Annotated in this window: 29 protein-coding genes and 1 pseudogene; 20 read left to right on the top strand and 10 right to left on the bottom strand. The window is 59.5% G+C overall.

Annotated elements, in window-relative coordinates:
• Positions 1-27: 27 nt before the first annotated feature.
• Positions 28-654 (bottom strand): TetR/AcrR family transcriptional regulator, encoded by a 627-nt coding sequence (locus ACEN8Q_RS00380; protein WP_413704291.1) that lies wholly within the window; start codon positions 652-654, stop codon positions 28-30.
• A 177-nt stretch (positions 655-831) separates the two neighbouring features.
• On the opposite strand from ACEN8Q_RS00380, the gene ACEN8Q_RS00375 reads away from it, so the two are divergent.
• The 8 genes from ACEN8Q_RS00375 (at position 832) to ACEN8Q_RS00340 (ending at position 10,149) form a co-directional block, all read left to right on the top strand.
• On the top strand, positions 832-2,634 hold the full coding sequence (locus ACEN8Q_RS00375; RefSeq protein WP_413704290.1) for an acyclic terpene utilization AtuA family protein: 1,803 nt from the start codon (positions 832-834) through the stop codon (positions 2,632-2,634).
• A 12-nt stretch (positions 2,635-2,646) separates the two neighbouring features.
• Entirely contained in the window at positions 2,647-3,516 is an 870-nt protein-coding gene (locus ACEN8Q_RS00370) for an SDR family oxidoreductase (RefSeq protein ID WP_413704289.1), read from the top strand.
• Positions 3,517-3,519: 3 nt separating this feature from the next.
• A complete protein-coding gene (gene atuC, locus ACEN8Q_RS00365; protein ID WP_413704288.1) occupies positions 3,520-5,136 on the top strand; it encodes a geranyl-CoA carboxylase subunit beta in 1,617 nt (538 codons plus the stop codon).
• 25 nt (positions 5,137-5,161) lie between these two features.
• The gene (gene atuD / locus ACEN8Q_RS00360; RefSeq protein WP_413423735.1) at positions 5,162-6,319 is read left to right on the top strand and encodes a citronellyl-CoA dehydrogenase; all 1,158 of its coding nucleotides are present in this window, start codon (positions 5,162-5,164) and stop codon (positions 6,317-6,319) included.
• The gene (locus tag ACEN8Q_RS00355) at positions 6,316-7,113 is read left to right on the top strand and encodes an enoyl-CoA hydratase/isomerase family protein (protein ID WP_413423733.1); all 798 of its coding nucleotides are present in this window, start codon (positions 6,316-6,318) and stop codon (positions 7,111-7,113) included. Before atuD ends, ACEN8Q_RS00355 begins: the two co-directional genes overlap by 4 nt.
• A 109-nt stretch (positions 7,114-7,222) precedes the next feature.
• Complete coding sequence (locus ACEN8Q_RS00350; RefSeq protein ID WP_413423731.1) at positions 7,223-9,184, top strand: acetyl/propionyl/methylcrotonyl-CoA carboxylase subunit alpha; 1,962 nt, start codon at positions 7,223-7,225, stop codon at positions 9,182-9,184.
• Between the two features lie 70 nt (positions 9,185-9,254).
• Entirely contained in the window at positions 9,255-9,803 is a 549-nt protein-coding gene (locus ACEN8Q_RS00345; RefSeq protein WP_413423729.1) for an exonuclease domain-containing protein, read from the top strand.
• Positions 9,804-9,864: 61 nt separating this feature from the next.
• Positions 9,865-10,149, top strand: a complete 285-nt coding sequence (locus ACEN8Q_RS00340) for a pyrimidine/purine nucleoside phosphorylase (RefSeq protein WP_007940055.1) — start codon at positions 9,865-9,867, stop codon at positions 10,147-10,149.
• 71 nt (positions 10,150-10,220) lie between these two features.
• Here ACEN8Q_RS00340 and ACEN8Q_RS00335 read toward each other — a convergent pair whose 3' ends face one another.
• Both ACEN8Q_RS00335 and ACEN8Q_RS00330 read right to left on the bottom strand, forming a co-directional pair.
• Entirely contained in the window at positions 10,221-11,027 is an 807-nt protein-coding gene (locus ACEN8Q_RS00335) for an MOSC domain-containing protein (RefSeq protein ID WP_413704287.1), read from the bottom strand.
• 187 nt (positions 11,028-11,214) lie between these two features.
• Positions 11,215-12,150, bottom strand: a complete 936-nt coding sequence (locus tag ACEN8Q_RS00330) for a chemotaxis protein CheV (protein WP_007973464.1) — start codon at positions 12,148-12,150, stop codon at positions 11,215-11,217.
• Positions 12,151-12,612: 462 nt separating this feature from the next.
• Here ACEN8Q_RS00330 and ACEN8Q_RS00325 point away from each other — a divergent pair, with 462 nt between their 5' ends.
• From ACEN8Q_RS00325 to ACEN8Q_RS00315, 3 genes are all read left to right on the top strand, one after another.
• On the top strand, positions 12,613-13,083 hold the full coding sequence (locus ACEN8Q_RS00325; RefSeq protein WP_413423725.1) for a hypothetical protein: 471 nt from the start codon (positions 12,613-12,615) through the stop codon (positions 13,081-13,083).
• A 501-nt stretch (positions 13,084-13,584) separates the two neighbouring features.
• Positions 13,585-14,478 (top strand): sensor histidine kinase, encoded by an 894-nt coding sequence (locus ACEN8Q_RS00320; RefSeq protein ID WP_413423810.1) that lies wholly within the window; start codon positions 13,585-13,587, stop codon positions 14,476-14,478.
• Complete coding sequence (locus ACEN8Q_RS00315) at positions 14,475-15,134, top strand: response regulator (RefSeq protein ID WP_413423723.1); 660 nt, start codon at positions 14,475-14,477, stop codon at positions 15,132-15,134. Before ACEN8Q_RS00320 ends, ACEN8Q_RS00315 begins: the two co-directional genes overlap by 4 nt.
• Here ACEN8Q_RS00315 and ACEN8Q_RS00310 read toward each other — a convergent pair.
• Positions 15,118-15,435, bottom strand: a pseudogene (locus tag ACEN8Q_RS00310) (lipid kinase YegS); the annotation flags it as partial. The gene ACEN8Q_RS00315 and the pseudogene ACEN8Q_RS00310 overlap by 17 nt on opposite strands.
• Positions 15,436-15,794: 359 nt before the next feature.
• On the opposite strand from ACEN8Q_RS00310, the gene ACEN8Q_RS00305 reads away from it, so the two are divergent.
• Complete coding sequence (locus ACEN8Q_RS00305) at positions 15,795-16,085, top strand: hypothetical protein (protein ID WP_413704286.1); 291 nt, start codon at positions 15,795-15,797, stop codon at positions 16,083-16,085.
• A gap of 64 nt (positions 16,086-16,149) precedes the next feature.
• On the opposite strand, the gene glp is transcribed toward ACEN8Q_RS00305, so the two are convergent.
• Together glp and moaB are read right to left on the bottom strand one after the other, a co-directional pair.
• On the bottom strand, positions 16,150-17,376 hold the full coding sequence (glp, locus tag ACEN8Q_RS00300; RefSeq protein WP_413423719.1) for a gephyrin-like molybdotransferase Glp: 1,227 nt from the start codon (positions 17,374-17,376) through the stop codon (positions 16,150-16,152).
• Positions 17,360-17,899, bottom strand: coding sequence for a molybdenum cofactor biosynthesis protein B (moaB, locus tag ACEN8Q_RS00295; protein WP_413423717.1), 540 nt, complete (start codon positions 17,897-17,899; stop codon positions 17,360-17,362). Before moaB ends, glp begins: the two co-directional genes overlap by 17 nt.
• Before the next feature lie 81 nt (positions 17,900-17,980).
• On the opposite strand from moaB, the gene mobA reads away from it, so the two are divergent.
• Both mobA and ACEN8Q_RS00285 read left to right on the top strand, forming a co-directional pair.
• Positions 17,981-18,583, top strand: coding sequence for a molybdenum cofactor guanylyltransferase MobA (gene mobA, locus ACEN8Q_RS00290; protein ID WP_413704285.1), 603 nt, complete (start codon positions 17,981-17,983; stop codon positions 18,581-18,583).
• Between the two features lie 76 nt (positions 18,584-18,659).
• On the top strand, positions 18,660-18,881 hold the full coding sequence (locus tag ACEN8Q_RS00285) for a YgdI/YgdR family lipoprotein (protein ID WP_413423713.1): 222 nt from the start codon (positions 18,660-18,662) through the stop codon (positions 18,879-18,881).
• Between the two features lie 250 nt (positions 18,882-19,131).
• Here ACEN8Q_RS00285 and ACEN8Q_RS00280 read toward each other — a convergent pair whose 3' ends face one another.
• The 4 genes from ACEN8Q_RS00280 to ACEN8Q_RS00265 form a co-directional block, all read right to left on the bottom strand.
• Positions 19,132-20,022: a pseudouridine synthase gene (locus tag ACEN8Q_RS00280; protein WP_413423711.1), complete on the bottom strand. Its 891-nt coding sequence runs from the start codon at positions 20,020-20,022 to the stop codon at positions 19,132-19,134.
• A 71-nt stretch (positions 20,023-20,093) separates the two neighbouring features.
• Positions 20,094-20,411, bottom strand: a complete 318-nt coding sequence (locus ACEN8Q_RS00275) for a hypothetical protein (RefSeq protein WP_008020364.1) — start codon at positions 20,409-20,411, stop codon at positions 20,094-20,096.
• A gap of 172 nt (positions 20,412-20,583) precedes the next feature.
• Positions 20,584-20,820, bottom strand: coding sequence for a glutaredoxin family protein (locus ACEN8Q_RS00270; RefSeq protein ID WP_085715299.1), 237 nt, complete (start codon positions 20,818-20,820; stop codon positions 20,584-20,586).
• 106 nt (positions 20,821-20,926) lie between these two features.
• Complete coding sequence (locus tag ACEN8Q_RS00265) at positions 20,927-22,135, bottom strand: ammonium transporter (RefSeq protein WP_413423707.1); 1,209 nt, start codon at positions 22,133-22,135, stop codon at positions 20,927-20,929.
• Between the two features lie 330 nt (positions 22,136-22,465).
• Here ACEN8Q_RS00265 and ACEN8Q_RS00260 point away from each other — a divergent pair, with 330 nt between their 5' ends.
• The 6 genes from ACEN8Q_RS00260 to ACEN8Q_RS00235 all read left to right on the top strand — a co-directional run bounded on the left by ACEN8Q_RS00260 (position 22,466) and on the right by ACEN8Q_RS00235 (position 26,462).
• Positions 22,466-22,780: a DUF883 family protein gene (locus ACEN8Q_RS00260; protein ID WP_046040614.1), complete on the top strand. Its 315-nt coding sequence runs from the start codon at positions 22,466-22,468 to the stop codon at positions 22,778-22,780.
• A 1-nt stretch (position 22,781) separates the two neighbouring features.
• Positions 22,782-23,171: a phage holin family protein gene (locus tag ACEN8Q_RS00255; protein WP_008020360.1), complete on the top strand. Its 390-nt coding sequence runs from the start codon at positions 22,782-22,784 to the stop codon at positions 23,169-23,171.
• Entirely contained in the window at positions 23,168-23,512 is a 345-nt protein-coding gene (locus tag ACEN8Q_RS00250) for a hypothetical protein (protein WP_413423705.1), read from the top strand. The genes ACEN8Q_RS00255 and ACEN8Q_RS00250 overlap by 4 nt, the downstream gene beginning before the upstream one ends.
• A gap of 179 nt (positions 23,513-23,691) precedes the next feature.
• Positions 23,692-25,020, top strand: a complete 1,329-nt coding sequence (locus ACEN8Q_RS00245; RefSeq protein ID WP_008020358.1) for a deoxyguanosinetriphosphate triphosphohydrolase — start codon at positions 23,692-23,694, stop codon at positions 25,018-25,020.
• A 177-nt stretch (positions 25,021-25,197) separates the two neighbouring features.
• Entirely contained in the window at positions 25,198-25,590 is a 393-nt protein-coding gene (locus tag ACEN8Q_RS00240; protein WP_413423703.1) for a response regulator, read from the top strand.
• Between the two features lie 245 nt (positions 25,591-25,835).
• On the top strand, positions 25,836-26,462 hold the full coding sequence (locus tag ACEN8Q_RS00235; protein WP_413423701.1) for a response regulator: 627 nt from the start codon (positions 25,836-25,838) through the stop codon (positions 26,460-26,462).
• The last annotated feature ends 6 nt before the right edge of the window (positions 26,463-26,468 follow it).

Raw genomic sequence — 26,468 nt, 5'->3', positions numbered from 1 at the left:
GCCAGTTTAAAGTTGGCCAACACCACTTTATTGCCGGTCTTCCAGCACCAGAATCAACGCCTCATCGGCCAACTGATCGAGGGTCATGCTGCCCCCGGCGCGAAACCAGGTGGTGGTCCATGACAATGCGCCGGTCAGGAACCGCCGCGTGATGAACACATCGCCGCGGATAAACCCGGCGGCCTTGGCTTCGCCCAGTACTTGCAGCCAGATGTCTTCATAGATATCGCGCAGCGCCAGGACCCTGGCCTGGCCCTCTTCGGACAGCGAGCGCCATTCGTAGACCAGCACCGCCATGGCCTCGCCGCTGCCACCCATGATCGACTGCAATTCACAGCGGATCAGCGCCAGCACCCGCTCGCGAACATTGCCGGCGTCGGCGATGGCCGCACGCATCAGCGCGGTGTTGTAGCGAATGGTTTCTTCCATCACGGCGCGCAGGATTTCGTCCTTGCTTTTGAAGTGGTGGAAAATGCTCCCGGACTGAATGCCCACGGCGCCGGCCAGATCGCGCACGGTCGTGCGTTCATAGCCTTTATTGCGGAACAGGTGGGCCGCCACTTGCAGCAGCTTGCCACGGGCGCTGTCCGGGTCGGTCAATTGGCCGTCGTTGACCAATTCGCGCATGACCCTCAGGGCTTTTTGCTCGTCCACCCGTTCTCTCCTACAGTCGATCTATCAATAACGCCGATCCCCCGAAAACACCGGAGTTGCGCCGGCAATTTAAGCTGACGGATGGCACCAAGCAAGCGCTTGGGCAGAAGAAAATCAAGTCATTTACAAACCAAGCGCTTGCTTGGTAATGTCAACGCACTTCGGCTGGAGGTGGCTATGGAATGGACTGCGCCCAAAACAATTCGCATCGGTTGCGCCAGCGCCTTCTGGGGCGATACCTCGACCGCTGCCGCGCAACTCGTGGAACACGGGCATCTGGACTATCTGGTCTTCGATTACCTGGCCGAAATCACCCTGTCGATCATGGCCGGCGCGCGGATGAAAGATCCCCAGGCCGGCTATGCGGGCGACTTCATCGAAGTGCTCGCCCCCTTGCTGCCGCAGCTCGCGCAGCGCAACATCCGGGTCGTCAGTAATGCCGGGGGCGTTAATCCCCAGGCCTGCGCCGCCGCCCTGCAAGCGGCCTGCGACAAGGCCGGGGTGGCCTTGAAGATCGCCGTGCTGCTGGGTGATGACCTGCAACCGCAATTCAAACAACTGGGCAGCCTGGGCATTCATGAAATGTTCAGCGGCGCGCCACTGCCACCGATGTGCGTCTCGACCAATGCCTACCTCGGCGCACCCGGCATCGTCGAAGCCCTGCGTCTGGGCGCGGACATCGTGATCACCGGGCGCGTGGTCGACAGTGCGGTGGTCAGCGCAGCGCTGGTGCATGAGTTCGGCTGGTCGTGGCACGACTACGACAAGCTCGCCCAGGCGGCGCTGGCCGGGCACATCATCGAATGCGGCGCGCAGTGCACGGGCGGCAACTTCACCGATTGGCGCGACGTGCCCGACTACGAACACATTGGTTTTCCCATCGTCGAAGTCAGCGCCGACAGCCAGTTCATCGTCAGCAAACCCGAAGGCACCGGCGGGCTGGTCACGCCGCTGACGGTGGGCGAACAGATGCTGTACGAAATCGGTGACCCGCGCGCCTATCTGTTGCCCGACGTGGTGTGCGATTTCACTCAGGTCAAACTGCTGCAACAAGGCCGGAACGCGGTACAGGTGCACGGCGCCAAAGGCCTGCCACCGACGGCTCAATACAAGGTCAGCGCCACGTACCCCGATGGTTTTCGCTGCACCGCCAGTTGCCTGATTGCCGGCATCGATGCCGTCGACAAGGCGCGACGAGTCAGCGCGGCGATCATCAACAAGACCTCGGAAATGTTCCGCCAACGCGGCTGGGCACCGTACAGCGAGGTGAATATCGAGTTGCTGGGCAGCGAGGCCACCTATGGCCCCCATGGCCAGCGTCAGGACAGCCGCGAAGTGGTGATCAAACTCGCGGTGCGCCATCCGGACAAGGAGGCATTGGTCGTGTTCTCCCGGGAGATCGCCCAGGCCGCCACCGGCATGGCGCCAGGGCTGACCGGCATTGTCGGTGGCCGGCCGACGGTGTATCCGCTGATCCGGCTGTTCTCATTCCTGATCGACAAAACCGCCTGCACGCTGGACATTGATTTCATGGGTCAGCGCCACCCGTGTGCCCTGCCCGCGCTCGATGTGCTCGACCCGCTGGACCTGCCAGCCCTGCTCGCGCCACCGAAACCGAATGGCCTGGCCGACGCCAGCGTGGCCCTGGTCAAACTGGCGGTTGCCCGCTCTGGCGACAAGGGCAACCACAGCAACATCGGCGTCATGGCCCGCGAGCCCGAATTCCTGCCATGGATCGCCGAAGCGTTGACCCCTGAAGTGATCGTCGACTGGATGGGCCACGTCCTCGATCCAATCCACGGACGGGTTGAACGCTGGTACTTGCCCGCCAGCCACAGCCTGAATTTCCTGCTGGAAAACGCCCTCGGCGGCGGCGGTGTCGCCAGCCTGCGGATCGATCCGCAAGGCAAAGCCTTCGCCCAGCAACTGCTGGAAATCCAGATCCCGGTGCCGCAACGCATCGCCGACCAGTTCAACTAGAGGATCGCCGCCATGACCTACGATTCGATTTTCAGAGCCGATCTGTTTGCCGGCCAAAACATCATCGTCACCGGTGGTGGCAGTGGCATTGGCCGCTGCACCGCCCATGAACTGGCAGCCCTCGGCGCCCATGTGCTGCTGGTCGGGCGCAAGGCCGACAAGCTCAAAACCGTTGCCGCAGAGATTGCCGAAGACGGCGGCACGGCCGATTGGGCGGTGTGCGACATCCGCGAGGAAGAACCGGTGCAGCACCTGGTCAGCGAATTGATCCGCAAGCATGGCCCCATTCATGGCCTGGTCAACAATGCGGGCGGGCAGTATCCGTCACCCTTGGCCTCGATCAATCAGAAGGGTTTCGAAACCGTGATGCGCACCAATCTGGTGGGCGGGTTCCTGATGGCCCGGGAAGTGTTCAACCAGTCCATGAGCAAGCACGGCGGCGCCATCGTCAACATGCTCGCCGACATGTGGGGGGGCATGCCCGGTATGGGGCACTCCGGCGCGGCGCGTTCGGGCATGGACAACCTGACCAAGACCGCCGCGTACGAATGGGGCCATGCCGGAGTGCGGGTCAACGCCGTGGCGCCGGGCTGGATTGCCTCCAGCGGCATGGACACCTACGAAGGCGCCTTCAAGGCGGTGATTCCGACCTTGCGCGAACACGTACCACTCAAGCGCATCGGCACCGAATCGGAGGTCAGCGCGGCGATTGTTTTCCTGCTCAGCCCGGCAGCGGCGTTCGTCAGCGGCAGCACCTTGCGCATCGACGGTGCCGCCAGTCTCGGCGGGCGCGCCTGGCCTATCCACAAGGCTACCAACAACGAGTCGTACAACGGCTTCCACCGCGCCTACATACCAGACGTGTTGAAGGACAAGGAATAACCCATGCCGGTGATTCAGTCGCAACTCGATCCCCACAGCGAGCAGTTCGCCCGCAACCGTGCGGCGATGCTTGGCGCCATCGAACAAGTGCGCGCGCTCGAACAGAACTTGCTGAACAAGGCTGCCGAAGCCAAACCCAGGTTCGAAAAACGCGGTCAGTTGTTACCCCGCGAGCGCCTCAACCTGCTGCTGGACCCCGGTGCGCCGTTTCTCGAACTGGCGAGCCTGGCCGGCTACAAGCTGCACGACGATAAGGACGGCAGCTCCGCCGGTGGCGGCTTGATCGCCGGCATCGGCTATGTCTGCGGCGTGCGCGTGCTGGTGGTGGCGAACAACAGCGCAATCAAGGGCGGGACCATTTCCCCCAGCGGTTTGAAAAAATCCCTGCGCCTGCAACAGATCGCCATGGAAAACAAACTGCCGGTGATCACCCTCGCCGAAAGTGGCGGCGCCAACCTCAATTACGCGGCGGAAATTTTCGTCGAAGGCGCGCGCAGCTTTGCCAATCAGGCGCGGATGTCGGCCATGGGCTTGCCGCAGGTCACCGTGGTCCACGGTTCAGCCACGGCGGGCGGTGCCTATCAGCCGGGCTTGTCGGATTACGTAGTGGTGGTGCGCGGCAAGGCCAAGCTGTTTCTCGCCGGCCCGCCACTGCTCAAGGCCGCCACCGGCGAAGTCGCCACCGATGAAGAGCTGGGCGGCGCCGAGATGCACGCACAAACCGCCGGCACCGCCGAATACCTGGCTGAAAACGACGCCGACGGTGTGCGTCAGGTACGCGAGATTGTCAGCCTGCTGCCGTGGAACGAGCAGTTGCCCCGACTCCCCGAACGTCGCTGGGAGGAGCCGCTCTACCCCATCGACGAACTGCTGGGCCTGATCCCGGATGACCCGAAAAAACCCTACGACGTACGGGAAATCATCGCCCGTCTCGCCGACGCTTCGAGCTTTCTTGAATTCAAGGGCGAGTTCGATCAGCAGACCGTCTGCGGTCACCTGAAAATTCAGGGGCGCGCCTGCGGCTTCATCGGCAACAACGGCCCCATCACGCCAAAAGGCGCGAGCAAGGCCGCTCAGTTCATCCAGCTGTGCGATCAGAGCCAGACGCCGTTGCTGTTTTTCCACAACACCACCGGGTTCATGGTCGGCACCGAGTCGGAACAACAAGGCGTGATCAAGCACGGCGCGAAGATGATTCAAGCGGTGGCCAACGCCCGCGTGCCGAAACTGACCATCGTCGTCGGTGGCTCCTATGGCGCCGGCAACTATGCAATGTGCGGCCGCGGCCTCGACCCGCGATTCATCTTCGCCTGGCCCAACAGCCGCACGGCAGTGATGGGCGGCGCGCAAGCGGGCAAGGTGCTGCGCATCGTCACCGAGGCCAAACAGGCCAAGGACGGCCTGGTGCCCGATCCGAAAATGCTCGACATGCTGGAACAGGTCACCGCGCAGAAACTCGACAGCCAGTCCACGGCGCTCTATGGCAGCGCCAACCTCTGGGACGATGGTTTGATCGACCCGCGCGATACCCGGACGTTGCTGGGTTACTTGCTGGATATCTGTCACGAGGCCGAGGTGCGGCCATTGCAGGCCAACAGTTTCGGTGTGGCGCGGTTCTAAGCCGACTATCAGGAGAACAATAAAAATGATCTTCACCCAGGAACACGAAGCACTGCGCCGCACCGTGCGCCAATTCGTCGAGCACGAAATCAACCCGCACGTCGAGGAATGGGAAAAGGCCGGGCGTTTCCCCATCCACGAAATCTTCCGCAAGGCCGGCGACCTCGGCTTGCTGGGCATTTCGAAACCGGAGAAATTCGGCGGCATGGGGCTCGACTACAGCTATTCGATCGTCGCGGCCGAAGAGTTCGGCACCATCCATTGCGGCGGCATACCGATGTCCATCGGCGTGCAGACTGACATGTGCACGCCTGCGTTGGCACGTTTCGGTTCCGATGAACTGCGCGAGGAATTCCTGCGCCCGGCCATCAGCGGTGAGCAGGTCGGCTGCATCGGCGTCTCCGAAGTCGGCGCCGGCTCCGACGTCGCCGGGCTGAAAACCACGGCGCGCAAGGACGGCGACGACTACGTGATCAACGGCAGCAAGATGTGGATCACCAACTCGCCGAGCGCCGACTTCATCTGCCTGCTGGCCAACACCTCGGACGACAAACCGCACATCAACAAATCGCTGATCATGGTGCCGATGAACACTCCGGGCATCAGCTTGAGTTCGCACCTGGACAAGCTCGGCATGCGCAGCTCGGAAACCGCCCAGGTGTTTTTCGACAATGTGCGCGTACCGCAGCGCAACCGCATCGGTCATGAAGGCGCGGGGTTCATGATGCAGATGCTGCAGTTCCAGGAGGAGCGCCTGTTCGGTGCGGCCAACATGATCAAGGGCCTGGAGTACTGTGTCGACAGCACCATCGAATACTGCAAGGAGCGCAAAACCTTCGGCAATGCGCTGATCGACAATCAGGTGATCCACTTCCGCCTGGCTGAACTGCAAACCGAGATCGAATGCCTGCGGGCGCTGGTCTATCAGGCCACCGAGCAATACGTCAAAGGCCAGGACGTGACGCGCCTGGCGTCCATGGCCAAGCTCAAGGCCGGGCGGCTGGGGCGCGAAGTCAGCGACAGTTGCCTGCAATATTGGGGCGGCATGGGCTTCATGTGGGACAACCCGGTGGCCCGGGCCTACCGCGATGTCCGGCTGGTATCGATTGGCGGCGGTGCCGACGAAATCATGCTGGGGATCATCTGCAAACTGATGGGCATTCTGCCGGGGAAAAACAAATGAGCAGCCTGCCGGCATGCCAGACCTTGCTGCTGGAACTGCACAGCGGCGTGTTGCACATCACCCTCAATCGCCCGGACAGCCGCAACGCGATGAGCTTGCAGATGGTCAGCGAGTTGCGCTCGGTACTGGCAGCCGTGCGCGATGACCGAGGCGTTCGGGCGCTGGTGATCGGCGGTGCCGGCGGCCACTTCTGCGCCGGCGGCGATCTCAAGGACATGGCCAGTGCCCGTGCCCAGGGTTCGAGCGCGCACCGCGACTTGAATCGGGTATTCGGTGCACTGCTGCAAGAGGTGCAACAGGCTCCGCAAGTGGTGATCACGGTGCTGCAAGGCGCGGTGCTCGGCGGTGGTTTCGGCCTGGCCTGTGTCAGCGATATCGCTTTGGCCGATCATCAGGCGCAGTTCGGCCTGCCGGAAACCAGCCTCGGCCTGCTGCCGGCGCAAATCGCGCCATTCGTGGTCCAGCGCATCGGCCTGACCGAAGCCCGGCGCCTGGCCCTGACCGCGGCGCGTTTTGATGGCCACCAGGCACGGCGCATGGGGCTGGTGCATTTTGTCGAGCATGATCCGCAGGCCCTGGCTGAACGTCTCGATGAGGTGTTGGCGCATGTGTTGTGTTGTGCGCCCGAAGCGAATGCGATGACCAAGAAACTCCTGCTGGCGAGTGCCGGACAACCGTCGGATGCCCTGCTGGATCAGGCAGCCGAATGGTTCGGCGAAGCGGTGACCGGGGCCGAAGGCGTCGAGGGAACGATGGCTTTCGTGCAGAAACGCAAACCGGGGTGGGCCTCTTAAAAGCTTCGCGAGCAATCCCGCTCCCACATTGGAACGCATTTCAAATGTGGGAGCGGGCTTGCTCGCGATGAGGCCCGACCAGACACAGCAAAATACAGGGAGCCAACCCATGCCCGGACTCAAAAAAATCCTCATCGCCAACCGCGGTGAAATTGCCTGTCGCATCCAGCGCACGGCCCAGGCGCTGGGCTATCGCACGGTCGCCGTATTCAGCGACGCCGACGCCGACGCATTGCACGTGCAGATGGCCGACGAGGCAGTCAACATCGGGCCGGCCGCGGTGCAACAGTCTTATTTGAATATCCCGGCCATCCTCGACGCAGCCCGGCGTACGGGCGCGGATGCGATCCATCCGGGCTACGGCTTCCTCTCGGAAAACGCCGGGTTTGCCCGCGCTTGCCAGGACGCCGGCATCACCTTCATCGGCCCCAGCCCCGAGGCAATCGAATTGATGGGCAGCAAGCGCCTTTCGAAGATCGCCATGATCGAAGCCGGCGTGCCCTGCATCGATGGTTATCAAGGCGACGGGCAGGACGACGCGACCCTGAGCCGCGAAGCCGGGCGCATCGGCTATCCGTTGATGATCAAAGCCAGCGCTGGCGGCGGTGGACGCGGTATGCGCCTGGTGCACGACGCCGGCCATTTGCTGGAGCAGATCCGTACCGCGCGCTCCGAAGCCCTGAACGGTTTTGGCAGCAGCGAACTGATTCTCGAACAGGCACTGGTCGAACCACGTCATGTCGAGGTTCAACTGTTCGGCGACCGCCACGGCAACCTGATTTACCTCGGCGAGCGCGATTGTTCGGTACAGCGCCGGCATCAGAAAGTCATCGAAGAAGCACCCTGCCCGGTGATGACGCCTGAACTGCGCCAGGCCATGGGCGAAGCGGCGCTCAAGGCCGGGCGGGCAGTGCAATACGTCGGCGCGGGCACCGTGGAGTTTTTGCTGGATGCGCGCGGGCAGTTTTACTTCCTGGAAATGAACACCCGGTTGCAAGTGGAACACCCGGTTACCGAACTGATCACCGGGCTGGACCTGGTGGCCTGGCAGCTGCACATCGCCGAGGGGCAACCGCTGCCATTGCGTCAGGAGCAGGTGCAGCTCCATGGGCACGCCATGGAAGTGCGCCTGTATGCCGAAGATCCGGCTCAGGGTTTCCTGCCGCAAACCGGGCACGTCGTGGCCTGGGAACCGGGATTGCAGGACGGCGTGCGGATCGACCACGGCCTGATCGAAGGCCAGGTCATTAGCCCGTTCTACGACCCGATGCTCGGCAAGCTCATTGCCCACGGCGCCACCCGCGAAGAAGCCCGGCGCAAATTGCTGCGGGCGGTGCAAGACAGTGTGCTGCTGGGCGTGCAAAGCAATCAGCGCTTGCTCGCCAGTTTGCTGGATCACCCACAGTTCGCCTGCGCGGATTTCAGCACCGGGTTCATCGCGCAGCACTTTTCCGAGCATGCCTGCCTGCGGTCCCATGCCCCAGGCGCACAACACCTGGCCATCGCGACCGCCCTCTTCTATCAGGCTCAAGCGCAGGCTCATCCGGCCCCGCTTTGCGGTTGGCGCAACAACGCCAGTGTTCCACTGCACTATCGCATCGGCCTTGAGGACCAGGATTGGCCGGTCGGGTTGCAGGCCATCCCGGGCGAGCCGTTGCGCATTCAGGTCGCCGGGCACAACCTCGAACTGAAGATCATCCACTGCGACGGACGCTGGGCCACCCTCGAAATCGAAGGCATCCGCCAGCGCCACGCTTACCGCCTGGAGACCGGGCGTCTCTGGCTGTTTACCCGGCCCGGCAGCCTGCAGTTCGTGGATCGCACCCAGGCGCCGGTCTGCAGCGTGACCAATGTAAGCTCCGGCACCCTCAAGGCACCGATGGACGGGGCGATTGTCGACGTGCTGGTCAACGAAGGCAGCCCGGTCACCCAGGGCCAGTTGCTGGTGGTACTGGAGGCGATGAAAATGGAGCACCCGTTGAAATCGGGCATCGACGGTGTGCTCAAACGCCTGCAAGTCAAAGTCGGGGATCAGGTGAAAAACCGGCAGATTCTGTTGGAGGTCGAATAAGCCGCTAGGCGGAACCGTCGGGTTTGGCTACGCTCAAACCCTACAGGACGCGGATACCAGGAACCCTGCAATGCCTCACTGGCTGGTCATTGATCTGGAGGCCACCACCGATGAGGGTGGTTGGCCCGTAACAGATATGGAAATCATTGAAATCGGCGCCACCCTGGTGGACCGCAAAGGGCGCGAAGTGGATCACTTCCAGTGCTTTGTGCGGCCACTGCGACGGCCGCTGCTTACACCGTTTTGTCGGGAGCTGACGCACATCACCCAGGCCGATGTCGATTCGGCCCAGACACTGAGCGAGATCTGGCCCTCATTCGAACAATGGCTGGGACAATATTCATCCCTGGAAAGCTGGGTCAGCTGGGGTGATTACGATCGCCAGCAGTTCCTTCAGGAATGGCAGCGCCTGCAACTCGACAGCGTCCTGAGCCGTACACCGCATATCAACCTCAAACAGCGCTTTGCCAAAGCCCGCCGCCTGGAGCGCCCGCTGGGGCTCAACGGCGCGCTGCAACTTGCAGGCCTGCAATTTACCGGGCAGCAACACCGGGCCCTGGAAGATGCGCGTAATACGGCGCGCCTGTTACCGCAGATTCTCCCCCCTCTGGAGAGGTGACGGCATCGGCCCCCTTGTGCATACTGGCCGGCCCTTTTTAGCCCTTTTCGAGGAATCGCCAATGTTTAAAGTCAACGAGTACTTCGACGGAACCGTCAAGTCGATCGCCTTTGGCACCGCAGAAGGTCCGGCAACCATCGGCGTCATGGCTCCGGGCGAGTACGAATTCGGCACCAGCCAGCGTGAAATCATGCACGTGGTCAGCGGCGCATTGACCGTCAAACTGCCAGACAGCAGCGACTGGGAAACCTTCGCCGCCGGCAGCCAGTTCAACGTGCCGGCCAACAGCAAGTTCCAGCTGAAAGTGGCCGTCGACACCGCTTACCTGTGCGAATACCGCGGCTAAAATCCCGCGTTTTTACAGCGAAAAAAAAATGCCCGTGTTCCTGGACACGGGCATTTTTCATTCACGGGTTTTTACTCGAGAACGGTCACCGGCATACCGACTTCCAGCCGTCCATTGCCGTCATTGACCAGATTCTGCCCGAACATCGCACCATCAGCCTCGGCACGGTACTTCTGCAAGGTCGCCAACGGTTCGCGATCTTCGCTACGTTCGCCGGTTTGCGGGTCGATGGTCGTGAGGATGCAGCGCGAGCACGACTTGACCACGCGGAACTCGACCTCGCCGATACGGATACGCTTCCAGCCGTCCTCGGCGAACGCTTCACTGCCTTCGATCACCAGGTTTGGCCGGAAGCGCAGCATCTCCAGCGGGCGACCGACTCGCCGCGACAGGTCTTCCAGCGATGCCTGGCCGATCAGCAGCAGCGGGAAGCCGTCGGCGAACGCCACCTGATCGTCGTCCTTGCCGTAACCGGCCTCGGTCGTACGCGCACGCTCCAGTGGCACTTGCACCAGACGCGTCGGTTTTCCGATGAACTCACTGACCCAGGCACCTGCCACGTCGCCAGCATCGGGTACACGCAAGGTGTCGCGCCAGATCGTCACGCCACGCAGTTCTGCATCACTGCCGGGCAGGGCAATGTCGATCGGCGAATGACCAGGCGCACTGAGGGTCAAGCCGCCTTCGGCATTCCACAGTGCCGACAACTGGCTCATCTGCGCCACCGCCCGCTGGGTCAGGAAGCGCCCGCTGGCCTCGTCCACCAGCATCCAGCGGCGATCGCCGTCCAGCCCCAGCTTGTCGAGGCCGACTTGCTGCAAGACCTCGCCCTTGCCGGATTTCAACGGATAACGATAAAGCGCGCTCAGACGCAACATGGCCAGCTCCCTGTGGGCAAAAATGCCACCCTATACGAGCTTGGTCAGCGAATCAAAGTGCAAAAAACCCTGTAGGAGCGAGCTCGCTCGCGAAAAACCCAAGGACGCCGCTGGGCATCTGGTTTTACGCGTTATCGTTCAAGACCATCGCGAGCAAGCTCGCTCCTACAGGTTGACGGTGGTCTGATCAGGCCGGTACTTCGTCGAGCATCAGGCGCTGGCGCACTACGTCGACGAGTTTGTCCGGCTGGAATTTGGAGAGGAAATTGTCGCAGCCGACCTTTTTCACCATCGAGTCGTTGAAGCTGCCGGACAGCGAGGTGTGCAGCACCACGTACAAGCCACGCAGGCGTGGATCGTTGCGAATTTCGGTGGTCAGGCGATAGCCATCCATTTCCGGCATTTCCGCATCGGTGAAAACCATCAGCAGTTTTTCGGTCATGTCCACGCCGGTATCGGCCCAGGCCTTGAGCATGTTCAAGGCCTTCAATCCGTCGCTGGCGATGTGCATCTTCACGCCCAACTGTCCCAAGGTATCGCGCAATTGCGCCAGGGCCACGTTCGAGTCATCCACCAGCAGCACCTCACGGCCACGGGCGCGTTCCAGTACCGGATCCTCGAGCTTGTCACGGGAGACTTTGGCGTTGTACGGGACGATTTCGGCCAGGACTTTTTCGACGTCGATGATTTCCACCAGTTGGTCGTCGACTTTGCTGATGGCTGTCAGGTAGTGCTGGCGCCCGGCGCTGCTCGGTGGCGGCAGGATGGCTTCCCAGTTCATGTTGACGATCCGGTCCACGCCACCGACCAGGAAGGCCTGAACCGAACGGTTGTACTCGGTGACGATAATCGTGCTGCCAGGCCCCGGCACCAATGGGCGCATGCCAATGGCCTGGGACAGGTCGATCACCGGCAGGGTCTGGCCACGCAGGTTGACCACGCCGCACACGAAAGGGTGGCGCTGCGGCATCAGCGTCAACTTTGGCAGCTGCAAGACTTCCTGTACTTTAAAGACGTTGATTGCGAACAATTGCCGTCCGGCGAGCCGGAACATGAGAATTTCCAGGCGATTCTCACCCACCAGTTGCGTGCGTTGGTCTACCGTGTCGAGAATGCCGGCCATCAATGACTCCTGGTCTTGTTCGGATGAATTCACTAAAGAAGGTTATCGGCTGTTTTTGCCGAAGCTTGACCCTCTCCGAAATGCCACGCCAAGGCATTGATGTCACATTAACATCATGCTTTACTGGCGCCGTGATTACATCTGCCGCACTTCAGCGCCACGCGACCATGGTTCTAGCGAAAGGTTCCGCTGCGTAAGGGATTCCCCTATCAACAATCAGGTGCAACCTGATATTCGCAATATCCAATAGCCATTAATGTGACGCCATTCTCATTGCATGAACGGAGTCAGGCTTTTGTGTGCGATCGCAAGTAAGTGGCCAACCACCCTCTCGTGTTCCCCAGCCTGCCTCCGGGCCAGCCGAAGCTCGTTCACCCGACGACTCGGCAATGCCGGGGTCCCGACCGCCCTCGTCGACACGCACGATATCCCCTCATTTGACATGACGTTGTGGAGATAAGTATGCCGAACGACCGTAAAGAGTGGGCCCGACGGCTCCCGGAGTTTCTCGTCGAGGCTGAAACACTCCTGGCCAAAACCGAGGAATGCCTGAGTCATCTACAGCTGATCAGCAATGACAAGGACGCCATCGACTGCATGCTCAGCACACTGCTCAAGCTGGCCAACAAGGCCGATGCCCTGGCGTTGGCGGCCGTGTCTGAGTTTTCCCTGCATATTCATGGCCTGCTCAACCACGCACAACACACGATGAGCCTGCACGACGAGGCACTGAGCGCCCTCAAAGACTGCCTGACCCTGATTGCCTGGCAACTCGAACTCATCGACCAGACCACCGGACAGCTCAGTCTCGACGACAGCGAGCAAGTTACCCTTATCGAAGCTTTTGCCTTTCAGGTCGGACAAAGCCGATATCAACCACCGGTCAACTCCAGACCGTTCAGCCTCGTATCCTATTCGGAACGACAGGCCTGAACTTGCCAAATCATGCCGTATGGTGTGTTTTGGTTATCAATACCGCGCTGTAACTTGAGTGCGCACATGTCGCAATTTAATATCTCATAGCTATAAGCGACATGCTTTAACAACCACTATTTGCCCATCGACAATTGCGCGCCTGTCTTGACCGGGGTATTGCCTGGTCTCAATAAAAAACCAGGGACAGTCGGTATTTTGCGACGGCAACAGCCAACTTGCTCCATTATGGAACCATCGTCCAAATGGCTGGATTCCTGACTTTTCGGACATATATACAGACGCGACCAACGGTATCTTAAGTGCTACTATGCCGCCTATTAGTTGACGCCAATTAATGGCAGTGTGGTTGCGGCCGGACACAGCTCGCTCCAGTCCGGAGCTGAAGTCTCCAACAAAAAGTACATCCCGTTGAAGTCGACGCTCCACATTAAAAAACAGGGGCCTGTCAGCCAGCATGACCGGTCAGCCCGCAGCGAACATCCATTGGCTCCATCCGTTATGCACGCCAGCCTCAAGTCAATCGCCATGTGGCCACCGTCCCGAGAAAATGCGCGTACATTCACGCTGTTGTTATGCGCCTGCTCGACGCTCGGCAGTTTGCTGGTCTATGGCTTGTCTATCCCTTTGCCTCTGTCATTGCTGGCACTCGACATTGCTGCGCTGACCAGTGTTGCTGTGCAGTACCGCCTCTCGCGCAAATCCATCAAATTCCAGCCTCAGGAACTGGCCGACCGGTTGTTACAGGTTCAGGAAAACGAGCGTCACCGACTGAGCCGGGAACTGCATGACGACATCGGCCAATTGCTGACCGCCGCAAAACTGCAAAGTGACTGGCTCAAACGCCGGATGCCCGAAGAACTTCAGGGGCAATGCTCGGTCCTCTGCGACACGCTGGAAGAAACCCTGACAAAAGTTCGTGACGTATCCGCCATTCTCAACCCCCGGCAGTTGACCAGCCTCGGGCTGGAAGCCAGTCTGCGGGCACACTTGCTCAAGACCCTGGCCAACACGCCGGTGCACTGGAGCCTGGAATGCCAGCAACGCCTGACCGGCATACCGGAGGAAATGGCCGTGGCAGCGTTCCGTATCACTCAGGAAGCGGTCACCAACATCCTGCGACATGCCCAGGCCAAGAACCTGCTGGTATGCCTGCAACGCCTGCCCCAAGGCCTGAAGTTGCAGATCAGCGATGACGGTCAGGGCTTCTCGCCCGCAACCGATCCTGGTCGTGAAGGGCAACGAGGTATGGCCGGAATGTCGGAACGGATCGATCAACTGGGCGGCACACTGACCGTTACCAGCGAGCCGGGCAAAGGCACTCAAATCGAAGCTCTTTTTCCCTGGGCGCCCCGTGCGCTCGAACGGGCCAGTTCGAATAAGGTTCTGCATTGACTTGTAATTTACTACTGGTGGATGACCACTCGCTGATCAGGGCTGGCGTGCGCGCCCTGGTGATGGATCTGCCCGGCTATGCGGTCATCGGCGAGGCCAATGACGGCTCGCAGTTGCTCGAAATGGTCGGGCGTCTGTCCCCGGATATTGTCCTGCTGGATCTTTCAATGCGCCAGACCGGCGGCCTCGAAGCCTTGCAGCAGCTAAAGCGAGTGCGCCCGCAGAGCAAGGTCCTGATCCTATCGATGCACACCGACCCGGCCCTCATCATGCAGGCGCTGGAGTCCGGAGCCCACGGCTACCTGCTCAAGGACACCACGGCGACCGAACTGGAGCACGCACTGGAGGCCTTGCGCAACAACGAGCGCTATCTGAGTCCGGCCATTGCCCACACGGTAATCAATCAGGCATTGACCCGAAACCAGAGGCACCAACCCGAACCTGCCGACTCGCATAACCTGACGGCGCGTCAGCTGGAAATCCTGCGGTTGATCGTTCGCGGAAAATCCACTCGAGAGATCGCCAATGGCCTGGGGCTGAGCGTCAAGACCGTCGAAACCCACCGTTCGCAGATCATGAAGCGTTTGCAGATCTACGATGTGGCCGGCCTGGTGCTGTTTGCCGTGCGCGAACAAATCATCAGCCTTGATGACTAGGCACTTCACAGGCACGTAACAGCGGCGAATCCTCAGGCAGATGCACGAGTAACGCCGCCGGGCGAATCGAGAAACACAGGTTGTCCCCTTCCAGCGGTTCACCATCAAGGTTGATGTAAAGCCCTTCCGAGACCTTGATCTCGACCCAGGGCAGGCGCGCCCGGACAAACATGCTGTCGATGCCAAAGCCTTCGGTCAGCAGGTTTTTCAATGTACCGGCCACTTCCTGCGGTGCCGGCAAAACACCGACATCCAGCAAACCATCATCTACCAGTGCCTGTGGGCACGACGCCCGCCCACCAGTCTCTGCGCATCGCCGGCTTCCCAGGTCATTCGAACAGGCAGTTCCCAACCTTACTCACGCCGGCTTTCGACTGCCGTGCGAACTGCTTCGTTGAGTGCCTGTTTACCATGCAGAATCAACAGTGCCTTGCGATCGCCCATCAGTTCACCCCAGGTTTGAATCGCATCCGGGAGATGTTGACCGCGAAGCCCCCCCCCCGTCAAAAGTCGCAAGAAAATGAATTATTTCCAGTCGGACAGTCTTGATCCCTCACATGGCAGGAATTTTCTTACAACACGTGAGGAATCGGCTCAATTGACCGGGAATCTGAATTGGTAGACTTTTGGGGTTACCGCAGGACATCACAAGGACGTGCCATGCAAAGCCAAAAACTCGATTCACCGGCCATTGTAAAAAGTGCAGGCGATCGAGCTGAATGCAGCAGCACAAAAGCCACCGGAGAAATCGATATGGAACCTCGCGTCACCGAGCTGGAAGCACACCTCAAGTACATACGCAGGGACATGGACGAAGTCCGGGGTGACGTCAAATCCATCAAGCACAGGCTTGCCTACTCCGCCTGCGGCACAGCCGTGATCCTTGGCCTCCTTGGCTGGATCGCCAATAGCCGGTTCGAACAGGTTATTTCATTGTTTCTGGCGCATTGAGTTGCCATCAACACAAAACCCGGTTCAATCAACCGGGTTTTGTGTGGCAAATCCGCTGTATCTGTCAGCCCAGGACTTCGCTCAACGGAATGAAAAAAACGCCATCGCCCTGAACCAGCGTGCGACCTTCAAGGACTTCTACCAGTCCATCGGCCCAGGCAGCGCTACGCAGTACACCGGAACTCTGGTTTTTGTAGATCGTCGCCCTGCCGTTTTCCAGCCGTCCGCGCAAATACTCACGCCGATTACCAGGCTGGAGCCAGTTAAACCCTGCCGGCACCTGCACCTTCAGCGGCTCAACTTCTTTCACACCCTGACGGCGCAGGAGATAGGGTCTGGTCAACAAGGCAAAGGTCACGAGGGTCGATGCCGGATTGCCCGGCAAGCCAATCACCGGCACGCCGCGAAAATGCCCGAACGTCAGCGGTTTACCAGGCTTGATGGCGAGCTTCCACAGCGTCAGTTCACCCTCTTCGCGCAAGGCGATGCCCAGAAAATCGGCTTCACCCACCGATACGCCGCCGGTGGAGAGGATCAGGTCGACATCCTTCAACTCACCCAATCGGGAACGCGTGGTTTCCAGATTGTCCGGAAGAATGCCCGCGTCGACGACCTCACACCCCAAACGCTGCAACCAGCTACATAACAACACCCGGTTGCTGTTGTAGATCTGTCCCGGCCCCAGCGCCTGCCCCGGCTCAATCAATTCGTCGCCAGTGGACAGCACCGCCACACGCACCTTGCGAACGACTTCCAGCTCAGCGCACCCCAATGAGGCAGCCAATCCTTGCTCGATGGGCCCCAGCCGCGTACCTGCCGGCAGAATCAACTCGCCGACGGTCGTTTCCTGGCCTTGCGGACGGATGTTCTGGCCTTGGGCCAAGGTTCCAGTGAAACGTACTCGCTCATCCGCCTGAACCTCGGCGTTTTCCTGCATCTCGACGCAATCGGCACCGGCGGGAACAGGCGCCCCGGTGAAAATGCGCGCACAGGTTCCTGGCTGCAACGGTTCGGGGGCCTGGCCGGCAAACACCTTCTGACTGACCACCAACGGCTCTCCCGTCCAGTCGGCCATACGCAAGGCATAACCGTCCATGGCACTGTTGGGCCAGGGTGGCAGATCCAGCGTCGACACCAGATCTTCAGCCAATACACGCCCCTGTACCTGCGCCAACGGCAAGCGTTCACGCTCGACAATCCTTGAGGTCTCGGCCATTTCCAGCAAGCGCGCCAGCGCCTGCTCGACAGGCATCAGGCTGCCAGTCTTGCCAGGCTTACCCACGGGAGTCACAAGGCGCAGCCTGTTTCAGGTGAGGCACGAAATTGCACGGGCGATGCCGCGAATCCAGCTGCTCGGCCAGTATGCCGTCCCAACCGGTGCGCACGGCATTGGTCGAGCCCGGCAAACAGCAAACCAGCGTGCCGTTGGCCAGGCCGGCCAACGTCCGGGACTGAACGGTCGAGGTGCCGATATCGGCAACCGAGATCTGGCGGAACAGCTCGCCAAATCCATCAACCTGTTTGTCCAGCAGGCAACTGACGGCTTCCGGCGTACTGTCGCGCCCGGTAAAACCGGTTCCGCCGGTGATCAGCACAACCTGCACGACATCGTCGGCAATCCAGTTGGCGACTTGCGCGCGAATTTTGTAGAGATCATCTTTGAGCAATACCCGGGCTGCCAGGAAATGACCGGCAGCGGTCAAGCGGTCGACAAAGAGCTGGCCCGAGGTGTCGGTTTCCAGTGTGCGGGTATCGCTGACAGTCAGCACTGCAATATTCAGCGGTGCGAAAGGTACATCAGCCTTGGCTTTCATAGGCTCGTCCAGTTGTAGGAGAAACAGCCCGGTGTTATATCACAGCGCTCCGTTTTTTCGCCGCTCCCATGGAGACCTGCCATGACCTCGAATTCACAATTGCCACCCTGCTCCATTCTGCTCCTGGCGGGCGGTCGCGGCCAACGCATGGGGGGTCAGGATAAAGGGTTGCTGGACTGGCAAGGCGCCCCCCTGATTGCGCATCTGCACCGCAAAGCCCGCCCGCTGACCGATGACCTGATCATCTCCTGCAATCGCAACCTTGAGAAGTATGCACCCTACGCCGACCAGTTGGTCCACGATGATGAAGGTGGCTTCCCCGGACCTCTGGCGGGTATTCGAGCAGGCCTGAAAGCTGCTCGCCATACCCATCTGCTGGTCCTGCCCTGTGACGTTCCGGGCATTGATGCAACGTTGATCGGCAGTATGCGCGAGACCGCCAACCTGCATCCGGACAAGCCGCTGATGGTGCGACATGATGGCCACTGGGAACCGTTGTTGTGTGTGATTCCCCTGGTACACCGCGCAGCATTTGAAAAAGCCTGGATCGAGGGTGAACGTAGCCCAGGCCGGTTGATGCACACGCTCGGTGCGACCGCGCTGCAATGCCCCGACAAGGACCCTCGGCTGGCCAACCTCAATACGCCGGAACTGTTAAGCGGTCATAAGACTGTGTCAGACTGACAATCATCAGGAACTTGCGCGGACAGTGCACGTCTCAAGTCCGACAACCAAAGAATTCTTATTCGGAGACACACTCATGATTCAACGGACCCTCGCCACTTTCATGCTCGCACTGGGCCTTGCAACCCTCGCCGGTTGCGCATCGCCTACGGTGATCACCTTGAATGACGGTCGCGAAATCCAGGCCGTCGACACGCCTCGGTTTGACAAGGACTCCGGTTTCTACGAATTCGAACAGCTCGACGGCAAACAGACCCGCATCAACAAAGACCAGGTTCGTACCGTTAAAGAGCTGTAATCCTGGCGCCGCCGGATACGGAAAAGCCCGCTTGATGCGTAATGCTGTTCAGTTAAGGATTCTGTAGGAGCGAGCTTGCTCGCGATGGACTCAAGAGCGCTGCGTTTAGTCAGTAAACACGCGGCATCGTTAACGACCATCGCGAGCAAGCTCGCTCCTACAACGGATCACTCTCGCTTAACTGAACAGCATTACGCTTGATGCGGGCTTTTTCATGCCTGAAGTACAACGCTTCAGGGTCGCCCCCTGATCACCATTGCAGGGTGATTTCACTCTCGAACTCTCGCGCCTGGCCCGTGACCGGATCGATGAATTTCAGCCCCTGAGCCAGCAGTTTCAAAGGATTGGCATAGTCATCCTGCGCATCCTTGAGCACCTCGGGGTAAAACGGGTCGTTGCAGATAGCGGCTCCCAACGCCGCCATATGTACCCGAAGCTGATGTTTCTTGCCCGTCACCGGGTAAAGACCATAACGCCAGAGATCCCCCTGTTTTTCCCTGATTTCGACCGCAGTCTCGGTGTTGCTGGCCCCCGGCCCCTCCTGCATGCGGAAGAACGGCTCGCCATCGACCAGTCGGCTTTTATGAACCAACGGGAAAACCAGGTCAGGCAACGCCCGTGCGATGGCCTCGTAGCGCTTTTCTATCTGCCGGGTTGGAAACAACGACTGATAAGCTGAACGACTCTGCGGATTGGCGGAAAACAGTACCAGCCCCGCGGTATGCCGGTCGATGCGATGCAACGGCACCAGATGCGGATTGTCCAGGCGACGGATCAAGCGCCTCAGCAGGGTCTGTTCAACGTATTCGCCAGCCGGCGTCACGGGTAGAAAGTGCGGTTTGTCGGCCACCACCAGATGCTCGTCCGCGTACAGGATCGACTCGATCACCGGGATCGGTTTTTCATCCGGCACTTCGCGAAAATAATGAATCCGCAAACCTTCCCTGTAGGCCAGATCGAGGGCAATCGGCATGCCCTGCCCATCGAGGACCCGGCCGCGGGCGATTCTGTCCAGCCATTGTTCACGACCGATGGCGCTGAAATGCTCACACAGGCAATCGATAACGGTCTGCCACGGGCCAGGTGGCAAGTAGAGCGTACTGGCCTGGCTGTGTGCCGCGGAAAAAGTAGAAGTGGACATACGAAAGCTCTAACCCTCAGTGCAGAGCGGCATTATCCAACAGCAGGGAGTACGAACCTAGAGAAGATTCCTCAAGCCGGAATCTGCGTGCGCGCCGCCGCTTCGGTGTACTCCTTGAGCCAGCGCAGTACATCGACCGCCTCCCAGCGAGCGGGGTCATACAGGGCGTACAACAACCCCTGATAACCCACGACATCGAGTTGCCGGTGATATCCCGCGCGTTGAAACAAGGCTTCGATTTCTGCGAAACAGGTATTGAAATGCGTTTTGTTGAAAGGCGTTTTCCCCTCGGTCACCAGACCATCCAGACGCAACTCAAGGACGGCCTCGCGCACGACGTCCGCGGACATCCTGTTCACGCTGTTCTTCAACTGTTCGACATTGACCACGATTCATCCCTCTCACGCCCGGGCTTGCCTGCTCGCTGCCGAAAACCGGCAACGGCAAGGCAGGCACTGCGAATAACTGTATGCGCATACAGTATCCGATCAACGCCGGATAAGCCAAGGGGATCAATCGCAAAGTTCGACGGGCGGGACATGCCGCCAGTGCAAAAAACGCTTAACGCAGGAACGTCACCACCTCATCGGCACTGAACGGCCAGCCCAGTTCAGCACCGGTATCGACGCGTCGCAGCACCGGAATTCGCAGGCTGTAAGCTGCAAACCACGCTTCATCGTCGGCGATATCCACCAGTTCCACCAGCAGACCGCGCTCGACAAACTCCATCAGCATGGCTTCGGCTACTTCACAGAGATGGCATCCAAGGGTGCCGAACAGCTGACATTCGGGAAGCATGAGCGCTCAACCAGAAAATGAAGTGACCATTCTAGGCCTGCCCCGAAAAACCGTCGAGCCATTGAGCCCCCTGCCCTTGATGCCGTCGCCCATGAAGTGACCCGAGTCAGTCCTGGCTCACGGCGCCGATCTTGTGGATCGACAGGTCCGCGCCGTAATACTCCTCTTCCTGGCTCAGGCGCAATCCATGCAACGCCTTGATCACTCCGTACACCGCAAACCCGCCGGCCAGTGCCACAGTGACGCCCAGCGCAGTGCCGATCAACTGGCTGATCAGACTGACCCCACCGAGCCCGCCCAAGGCGCTCTGGCCGAAAATGCCGCAGGCAATGCCGCCCCACACGCCACACAAGCCATGTAACGGCCACACACCCAATACATCGTCGATGTGCCATTTGCCCTGGGCCGCGGTAAAGCACCAGACAAACAGGGCCCCCGCGATGGCACCAGTGACCAGCGCCCCCACAGGATGCATCAGGTCGGATCCGGCACAGATTGCCACGAGCCCCGCCAACGGGCCGTTATGCAGAAAGCCAGGGTCATTGCGCCCGACAATCAGCGCCGCCACCGTACCGCCAACCATGGCCATCAACGAGTTCACCGCCACCAGTCCGCTGACACCTTGCAGGGTTTGCGCGCTCATGACGTTGAAGCCGAACCAGCCAACAATCAGGATCCACGAGCCCAACGCCAGAAACGGGATGCTCGATGGCGCGAATGCGACCAGCCGACCGTCGCGATAACGGCCATTACGCGGCCCTAGTAACAGCACCGCCGCCAGTGCCAGCCAACCGCCCATGGCATGCACTACCACTGAACCGGCGAAATCATGGAAACCGGCGCCAAAGCGCTCCAGCAACCAGGCTTGCAAACCGAAGTTGCCGTTCCAGACCATGCCTTCGAAGAACGGATAGACGAACGCGACAATCAACGCGGTTGCGCACAATTGCGGGACAAACCGGGCGCGCTCGGCGATCCCCCCGGAAATGATCGCCGGGATCGCCGCGGCAAAGGTCAGCAGGAAGAAAAACTTCACCAGTCCATAGCCATGGTCGGCATTGAGCACGGCCGCTGGTTGCATGAACGTCACGCCATAGGAAACCCAATAGCCTATAAAGAAGTAAGCCAGTGTCGAAACAGCGAAGTCGCTGAGGATTTTCGACAACGCATTGACCTGGTTTTTCTGTCGCACGGTTCCGACTTCGAGAAAGGCAAAACCGGCGTGCATGGCCAGAACCATGACCGCACCGATCAGAATGAACAGCGTGTTGGAGCTATGGACCAGGGTGTCCACAGCGCTTTGCAGATTTTCCATGGGATGGGCAGACCTTATGGCAGAAAAAAAGCACCAAAGCAGTTCGCGATGACCGCTCACGCACCAATTTGCGGCTTCGAAGCATCAGCGGACTGATCTCGTTTGAACCGCTTTGGCGCACGGATACCGTCCAGGAAAAACGCGCCCCGGACGTTTACGCGAGTTTTTGATTGTTGGTCCTGCGGTTTTACTGAAATCATGCCCGGCTATAGCGCAATGGTGCGGACCGGCGCACCACGACACAGCAAAAGTTGTACCAGTCATTTGTACTGAACCTTCGCCGAAGGCTCATACTCGAACGCATCAGAAAGCCACTTATGGAGATCCCCCATGGCCCGCACCCAGGCAAAGACTGCTCAAGAAATCCTGATGAACGACTTTCAGACACTGGTCAGTGACACCGAACGGTTGCTGGAGCACACCGCGACCCTGGCAGGCGATCAGGCCGACGAGTTGCGCGAGCAGATTCACGACAGTCTCTTGCGTGCCCGTGAAACCCTCAAACTGACCGAAGACTCCCTGCGCGAACACGGCAAGGCTGCGGTCACCGCCACGGAGGACTATGTCCAGGCCAACCCTTGGCAATCGGTCGGGATCGCGGCCGGCGTGGGTTTCCTGATTGGCCTGCTGGCTAGCCGGCGCTGATATGTCGATCGGTGAATCCGGCCCGTCTGAAACGGGAACCAGCTCCTCTTCGCGGCGCCTGGGTGCGGCCTTCCTTGGGTTGCTGCACAGCCATGTCGAACTGTTCGGCATCGAATTGCAGGAACAAAAAGCCCGCACCGTCAGCCTGTTGCTGTTTGCCGGCCTGGCGCTGGTGTTTGCGTTGCTGCTGCTGGTAGGGCTGTCGACGCTGGTGCTTATCGTGTTCTGGGACACGTATCGCCTGACCGCCATCATCGGTCTCTGCGTGTTCTACACCCTCGCTGCCATATTTTGTGGAATGCGCTTGAGAGCGGCGATTTTCGATGAGTCCTCGCCCTTCCACGGCACGCTCGAAGAGCTGGCCAACGACCGGGAGCGTCTGCTGCCATGAGCCTGCCTGAATTGCCACACAACAGCTCACGCACGGAAATGCGCAAGGCCCTGATCCGCCTGCGCATGGAAATGCATCGTCAGGAAATCCGCCACGAATCCGCGCAACTGCTGCAACCCTTGAAACGCGTGCGCGGGATGACGAAAAACCTGCAGGACGGTTTCGGCATCAAACACGCCCCCCTCTGGGGCGTGGCCGCCGTCACCTTGCTGGGTTTTCTGACCGGCAAGGGGGCAAAAAACGGCGGCGGCCTCAGCGGCCTGACCCGGCTGATCCGCCTCGGCACCACGCTGGGGCCGCTGATCACACTGATCCTGCAGGGCTCTTCACGCAAAGACTGATCAGTATCTTTCCGGCTGCATTCCTGCGACGTCGACGGGATGCGCCTCTCTATCGAGGGGCGCCATCCTGCACGTGTGCTGCTCATCGATATCGGAGCCGCCGAGTTGTAGTTCCGCTTGCAGGTCATGGCGCGAAACGGGAAGCTAGGCCATCAGTCACCCGACGGAGAGCCCCCGCCTTGGATTGGCACACCCTGCTTACTCGCGAACGTCTCGGAAAACCGCTGCACAGCCCTGAAGAGCTCGGCCGCAGCCCTTTTCACAAAGACCACGACCGCATCATTTTCTCGGGGGCTTTCCGCCGCCTCGGGCGCAAGACCCAGGTCCATCCCGTGTCCAGCAATGATCACATTCATACGCGCCTGACCCACTCGCTGGAAGTCAGTTGCGTGGGTCGCTCACTGGGCATGCGGGTCGGCGAAACCATCCGCAATGCCCTGCCCGACTGGTGCGAACCCAGCGACCTGGGGATGGTGGTGCAATCGGCTTGCCTGGCACACGACATCGGTAACCCGCCTTTCGGCCATTCCGGTGAAGACGCGATCCGTCACTGGTTCCAGCAAGCTGCCGGCCGTGGCTGGCTGGATGCAATGAGTGAAGCCGAGCGCAATGACTTCCTGAATTTCGAAGGCAATGCCCAGGGCTTTCGGGTACTCACTCAACTGGAGTATCACCAGTTCGACGGCGGCACCCGCCTGACCTATGCAACGCTGGGCACGTACCTGAAGTATCCATGGACGGCCAAGCACGCCGACTCGCTGGGATACAAGAAACACAAGTTCGGCTGTTATCAGAGCGAGCTGCCGCTACTGGAGCAGATCGCCCATAAGCTCGGCCTGCCGCAACTGGAGGAGCAACGCTGGGCAAGGCATCCACTGGTGTACCTGATGGAGGCCGCCGACGACATATGCTACGCGCTGATCGACCTGGAAGACGGTCTGGAAATGGAGTTGCTGGAATACGCCGAAGTCGAGTCACTGCTGCTCGGTCTGGTGGGCGATGACTTGCCGGAGACCTACCGCCAGCTCGGTCCCGGCGATTCGCGCCGACGCAAACTGGCGATCCTGCGCGGCAAAGCTATCGAGCACTTGACCAATGCCGCGGCCCGCGCCTTCGTCGAGCAACAGGACGCACTGCTGGCCGGTACATTACCCGGCGACCTGGTGGAACACATGCACGGGCCCGCCAAGCGTTGCGTGCTGAACGCCAAGGACATGGCCCGCAAGAAAATCTTCCAGGACAAGCGCAAGACCCTGCACGAGATCGGCGCCTACACCACGCTGGAAATCCTGCTCAACGCCTTTTGCGGAGCAGCGCTTGAGCAGCACAACGGTCGGACCCCTTCGTTCAAAAGCCGCCGCATCCTTGACCTGCTGGGCAACAATGCACCCGACCCTCACGGCCCATTGCACACGTCGTTTTTGCGCATGATCGATTTCATCGCCGGCATGACCGACAGCTATGCCAGTGACATGGCCCTGGAAATGACCGGACGCGCCAGCCACTGAGGCGTATCGACTGATCAGCCATTACGGCATTCGTTATGGCTGATCCCCCTTCAACTTCCAACAGCACTCAAGCTTCGTCGAATCGCCCTACAACATATGGCGAGCAAACTGATCGCATGTCCGGCACGCTCGCGAAACAATCGCCCTCCTTTCTGTTCAACAGATGAAGTGCGCCCCATGGCCGAAAACGATCTACGCATCCTCGTGGTGGAGGACCACCCCTTCCAACTTTTAGCCACTCGATACCTGCTGGAAAGCTATGGCTTTACCCGACTGGCGACCACCGACAGCGCCAAAGACGCCATGCAGCAAATGCTCGGGGCCGACCAGCCGTTCGACATCCTTTTATGCGATCAATGCCTGCCCGATCTGACGGGGCTCGATCTGGTCCGGTTCGCCAGCCAGCTGGGACTGATCAGACAGGCGATCATTCTGAGTAGCCTGACGACGTCTGAACTGGATGAACTTGTAAAAACGGCCACTGAACACGGGCTACCATTATTGGGCTACTTGATAAAGCCATTGAAACAATCTGAATTTAGAGACCTGTTGACCTCGGTACACATGTAGAAAAAACACCTATAACATCCGACAAATACACGGCGTAAAACTTACAAACAACTTCTTTCTAAAGTACCTCCAAGCGCCAAACTTCCTCACCCTTCCTAACAGAAAACCTAGTTAATACGTAGTCCTTTTCCTTTAAGTTTGTAGGAATTCTCCTATATTGCTGCTACAGCTCGGTGAGTTCATGCGTCCCCTCAAGTATCTGAGCTAAGGTGCGCGCTTTATTTGAGCTCGCATGGGACTTTATTATGAACTCCGTTTTTATTGTCGATGATCACCCGGTTATCCGCCTTGCCGTTCGAATGTTACTGGAACATGAAGGTTACAAAGTCGTCGGCGAAACTGATAACGGGGTCGACGCCATGCAGATGGTTCGCGAATGCATGCCGGACCTGGTCATTCTCGACATCAGCATTCCAAAACTGGATGGACTGGAAGTACTATCCCGATTCAACGCAATGAATACTCCTCTTAAAACACTGGTATTGACAGCACAATGCCCAACACTTTTCGGTATTCGTTGCATGCAATCCGGTGCATCGGGCTATGTCTGCAAACAAGAGGACATCAGTGAACTGGTCAGTGCCATAAAAGCGGTATTTGCAGGTTACAACTATTTTCCGAGCGAGGCCTTGAACCCCGTCCGTGGAGATGAAACACGCTGCATCGAATTGGAACTGTTCAAATCCGTAAACGACCGGGAACTGATGGTCTTGCAACTTTTTGCCCAAGGTCGCACAAACAAGGAAATCGCCAAGGGCATGTTTCTGAGCAACAAGACCGTGAGTACCTACAAAAAGCGCCTCATGCAGAAACTCAAAGCCAAATCCCTGGTTGAACTCATCGAGATGGCAAAACGTAACGCGCTAGTGTGAGAACCT

It is taken from the genome of Pseudomonas sp. Pseusp16, assembly GCF_047324915.1.
GTDB lineage: Bacteria > Pseudomonadota > Gammaproteobacteria > Pseudomonadales > Pseudomonadaceae > Aquipseudomonas > Aquipseudomonas fluorescens_CD.
Note: the sequence above shows the minus strand (reverse complement) of the source record. Positions and strands in the feature narration are given on the sequence as shown.

Excerpts from the sequence above, each read along its gene's own strand:
- ACEN8Q_RS00375 (WP_413704290.1), top strand. The coding sequence starts at position 832 with ATGGAATGGACTGCGCCCAAAACAATTCGCATCGGTTGCGCCAGCGCC.
- ACEN8Q_RS00370 (WP_413704289.1), top strand. The coding sequence starts at position 2,647 with ATGACCTACGATTCGATTTTCAGAGCCGATCTGTTTGCCGGCCAAAAC.
- atuC (WP_413704288.1), top strand. The coding sequence starts at position 3,520 with ATGCCGGTGATTCAGTCGCAACTCGATCCCCACAGCGAGCAGTTCGCC.
- atuD (WP_413423735.1), top strand. The coding sequence starts at position 5,162 with ATGATCTTCACCCAGGAACACGAAGCACTGCGCCGCACCGTGCGCCAA.
- ACEN8Q_RS00355 (WP_413423733.1), top strand. The coding sequence starts at position 6,316 with ATGAGCAGCCTGCCGGCATGCCAGACCTTGCTGCTGGAACTGCACAGC.
- ACEN8Q_RS00350 (WP_413423731.1), top strand. The coding sequence starts at position 7,223 with ATGCCCGGACTCAAAAAAATCCTCATCGCCAACCGCGGTGAAATTGCC.
- ACEN8Q_RS00345 (WP_413423729.1), top strand. The coding sequence starts at position 9,255 with ATGCCTCACTGGCTGGTCATTGATCTGGAGGCCACCACCGATGAGGGT.
- ACEN8Q_RS00340 (WP_007940055.1), top strand. The coding sequence starts at position 9,865 with ATGTTTAAAGTCAACGAGTACTTCGACGGAACCGTCAAGTCGATCGCC.
- ACEN8Q_RS00335 (WP_413704287.1), bottom strand. The coding sequence starts at position 11,027 with ATGTTGCGTCTGAGCGCGCTTTATCGTTATCCGTTGAAATCCGGCAAG.
- ACEN8Q_RS00330 (WP_007973464.1), bottom strand. The coding sequence starts at position 12,150 with ATGGCCGGCATTCTCGACACGGTAGACCAACGCACGCAACTGGTGGGT.
- ACEN8Q_RS00325 (WP_413423725.1), top strand. The coding sequence starts at position 12,613 with ATGCCGAACGACCGTAAAGAGTGGGCCCGACGGCTCCCGGAGTTTCTC.
- ACEN8Q_RS00320 (WP_413423810.1), top strand. The coding sequence starts at position 13,585 with ATGCACGCCAGCCTCAAGTCAATCGCCATGTGGCCACCGTCCCGAGAA.
- ACEN8Q_RS00305 (WP_413704286.1), top strand. The coding sequence starts at position 15,795 with ATGCAAAGCCAAAAACTCGATTCACCGGCCATTGTAAAAAGTGCAGGC.
- moaB (WP_413423717.1), bottom strand. The coding sequence starts at position 17,899 with ATGAAAGCCAAGGCTGATGTACCTTTCGCACCGCTGAATATTGCAGTG.
- mobA (WP_413704285.1), top strand. The coding sequence starts at position 17,981 with ATGACCTCGAATTCACAATTGCCACCCTGCTCCATTCTGCTCCTGGCG.
- ACEN8Q_RS00285 (WP_413423713.1), top strand. The coding sequence starts at position 18,660 with ATGATTCAACGGACCCTCGCCACTTTCATGCTCGCACTGGGCCTTGCA.
- ACEN8Q_RS00280 (WP_413423711.1), bottom strand. The coding sequence starts at position 20,022 with ATGTCCACTTCTACTTTTTCCGCGGCACACAGCCAGGCCAGTACGCTC.
- ACEN8Q_RS00270 (WP_085715299.1), bottom strand. The coding sequence starts at position 20,820 with ATGCTTCCCGAATGTCAGCTGTTCGGCACCCTTGGATGCCATCTCTGT.
- ACEN8Q_RS00265 (WP_413423707.1), bottom strand. The coding sequence starts at position 22,135 with ATGGAAAATCTGCAAAGCGCTGTGGACACCCTGGTCCATAGCTCCAAC.
- ACEN8Q_RS00260 (WP_046040614.1), top strand. The coding sequence starts at position 22,466 with ATGGCCCGCACCCAGGCAAAGACTGCTCAAGAAATCCTGATGAACGAC.
- ACEN8Q_RS00255 (WP_008020360.1), top strand. The coding sequence starts at position 22,782 with ATGTCGATCGGTGAATCCGGCCCGTCTGAAACGGGAACCAGCTCCTCT.
- ACEN8Q_RS00250 (WP_413423705.1), top strand. The coding sequence starts at position 23,168 with ATGAGCCTGCCTGAATTGCCACACAACAGCTCACGCACGGAAATGCGC.
- ACEN8Q_RS00240 (WP_413423703.1), top strand. The coding sequence starts at position 25,198 with ATGGCCGAAAACGATCTACGCATCCTCGTGGTGGAGGACCACCCCTTC.
- ACEN8Q_RS00235 (WP_413423701.1), top strand. The coding sequence starts at position 25,836 with ATGAACTCCGTTTTTATTGTCGATGATCACCCGGTTATCCGCCTTGCC.